At 48.0% G+C, this 2591-nt stretch carries 4 protein-coding genes; 2 read left to right on the forward strand and 2 right to left on the reverse strand.

Annotated elements, in window-relative coordinates:
- Positions 1-503: crossover junction endodeoxyribonuclease RuvC (gene ruvC / locus ACTHSP_RS19455; RefSeq protein WP_440346721.1), on the reverse strand; the 503-nt coding region annotated here is incomplete at its 3' end.
- Between the two features lie 9 nt (positions 504-512).
- Entirely contained in the window at positions 513-1343 is an 831-nt protein-coding gene (locus tag ACTHSP_RS19460; protein WP_371464529.1) for a carbon-nitrogen hydrolase family protein, read from the reverse strand.
- Between the two features lie 94 nt (positions 1344-1437).
- On the opposite strand from ACTHSP_RS19460, the gene ACTHSP_RS19465 reads away from it, so the two are divergent.
- Complete coding sequence (locus ACTHSP_RS19465) at positions 1438-1737, forward strand: porin (RefSeq protein WP_283121674.1); 300 nt, start codon at positions 1438-1440, stop codon at positions 1735-1737.
- Between the two features lie 405 nt (positions 1738-2142).
- Entirely contained in the window at positions 2143-2544 is a 402-nt protein-coding gene (locus ACTHSP_RS19470; protein ID WP_371464532.1) for a hypothetical protein, read from the forward strand.
- Positions 2545-2591: the final 47 nt, after the last annotated feature.

The following is a 2591-nucleotide window of genomic DNA, read 5'->3' on the forward strand; positions in this document are numbered from 1 at the left end:
TTGAGTTGCGAAGCCAATCCGTGATTGCGCAGGGCGTGGGTGAGGGCGACGGCGAGTCCGTCGGCGGCATCGGCTTGCGGCGTGCCTGAAAGTGCAAGCATTTGGACCACCATATGCTGCACTTGCTCTTTGGCGGCTTTACCCTTGCCGACCACAGCCTGCTTGACCTGAAGAGCGGTGTATTCAAACACGGGCAAATCGTGCATGACCAAAGCGGCAATCGCTGCACCGCGCGCTTGACCGAGCATTAACGTTGCGGCCGGATTGACGTTGACGAATACTTGCTCGATGGCTGCCTGATGGGGTTGATAGTGGCGGATGATTTCGTCGATATGGCGGACAATCACGGCGATGCGTTCGGAAAGCGACGCGCCGGTCGGCGTTTTGATACAGCCGGAAGCAACATAATGATGCTCGCGGCCGTGGACATCAATCACGCCGAAGCCGGTCACGCGGCTGCCAGGGTCGATGCCAAGAATGCGTGTGGGTTGGAACTGGGACATAGTGCGTGTTTAAAGTAATCGGTGTTTCAGGGCAGGCAGGCGCGTGCGCACGCTTTGCAGGCGCGCAGTATCCAAATCGGCACAAATCACGCCTTCGCCTTCCGGCAACGTCGCCAACACATCGCCCCAAGGGTCAATAATCATACTGTGGCCGAATGTGCGGCGGCCGCTTTCATGCAGTCCGCCTTGTGCCGACGCGATGACGTAGCATTGGTTTTCCACCGCACGGGCGCGCAGCAGCAATTCCCAATGCGCCTTGCCGGTCGTGTAGGTAAATGCAGCCGGTAACAGCAAAACATCAAACGGCTGCTGGGCGCGGAAAAACTCAGGAAAGCGCAAATCGTAGCAGACCCCGGCCGCCAGCGGAACATCGTCCACGCTCAGCTTCGGCACATCGTTGCCCGCCAATATCGTATCGGCTTCGGCGTAGCGTTCGCCCAAACCGGAAAAGCCGAACAGGTGCATTTTGTGGTAAAGCCCGACTCGGTTGCCGTCGCGGTCATACACCAGCATCGTGTTCATCACCTTGCCAGCGTTTGGGCTTTGCAGCGGAACCGTACCGCCAAACAACACCACGCCGCATTCCCTTGCCGTTTCGCTTAAGGCCGTCTGAAAACGGGGGTGGCAGGTTTGGCCAACTCGTCCATCGTCCAAAGGCTCGGCAAATGCCAGCTTATCCGTATCGTTTTTGCCCATCAGCGGCCAATATTCAGGCAGCAACACCCAATCCGCCCCTTGCTCGGCCGCCTCGCGGACAAGGCGCTTCATGGTGGCAATATTGGTTTCGGGGTCGGTGGACGACACCATTTGCACAGCGGCGGCGCGTAAAGAGCGCATCATCAAAACTCCTGTCAGATTTTGCAAGAATTGTAACTTGTTTACGTACAAGGCCGATACAATCGTCACACAATTCCTCTCCCAAAAAGGATAAACCATGAACTTGAAACTTCTCCTCACTGCCGCACTTTCCCCCGCCGCACTTGCCGCACACGCCGACGTACAGCTTTACGGCAGCATCAAAAGCGGCATCGAAACCTCGCAAACCCGTTTCGGCGGCCAAACATACAGCCGAACCGCCGTTGCCGACCAAGGCAGCCACATCGGTTTGCGCGGCTCGCATCCGATTGGAGGCGGAACGAATTTTATTTGGGAAGTCGAACAAGACACACCGGTCGGCAAAAGCGGCTCCATCCGCCAAGACTGGCGCGAACGTCGAGATAATTTTGGCCGTTAAGGAAAGATTGAATAGTAAAGTCCGTCTGAAAAATCAGGATAACTGGTTTTCAGACGGCCTGTTTTTTATTTTGAGAATAATTGTATAGTGTATTTTTTTAACTTACTGTTTTTATTGTTTTAAATGGCGATTTGGTGGGGTTGCATATACCTTTTTTCGTATTAAAGGATGTTTGAAAAAATAGAAAGGATTAAAATCATCTATTCTATGAAATTTATAGAAGCATAATAAAAGAACGGTTGTTTTTTTAAATTTTATCTTTGAAATCTGATTGATAATTATTTATTAGTACTAAGTTTTCAAAATGGTGCTAGAATATTGTGAGCAATAAAATATAAATTTATTAGTTTTAAAAATGGTTATTGCTATAATGGGCTAAACCATTACAAATGTAAGGAGTTTAAAATGAAAAAAGCATTGTTTCTCTCTATTTGCCTATTAGGGGCAGGTTCATGTTTTGCACAGGAAAATATAGAGCATAAAAAAGAAGTCTGTCCCAAAAGTGCGTTAGAAAATATTGAAAATGTTAGTTATGATTGCTTGGATGTTTGGGATAGCCGTTTAGAAAAAAAAATTGATGAAAAATATAAGATGATATACCGACGAGTAAAACAAAAAGATATGGCTCTACATGCTTTGCCTTCTTCTTATTTTATTAAAGTACGTAAAACTTGGAATGCATATAGAGAACAACTTTGTTCTGATCCTACAAATAATACAGATCTAAAATCTGCATCTGATTGGTATATTCTTCAATGTCGAATTGAGCAATCGCAAGCTCATTTGAAAGCATTGGAGCGCTTCTAATTTGTTTTAAGAAAGGAATAAAGTATGGCAAAGAAAGCGAATCATGG

The sequence above is a fragment of the Neisseria sp. P0001.S005 genome, from assembly GCF_051963715.1.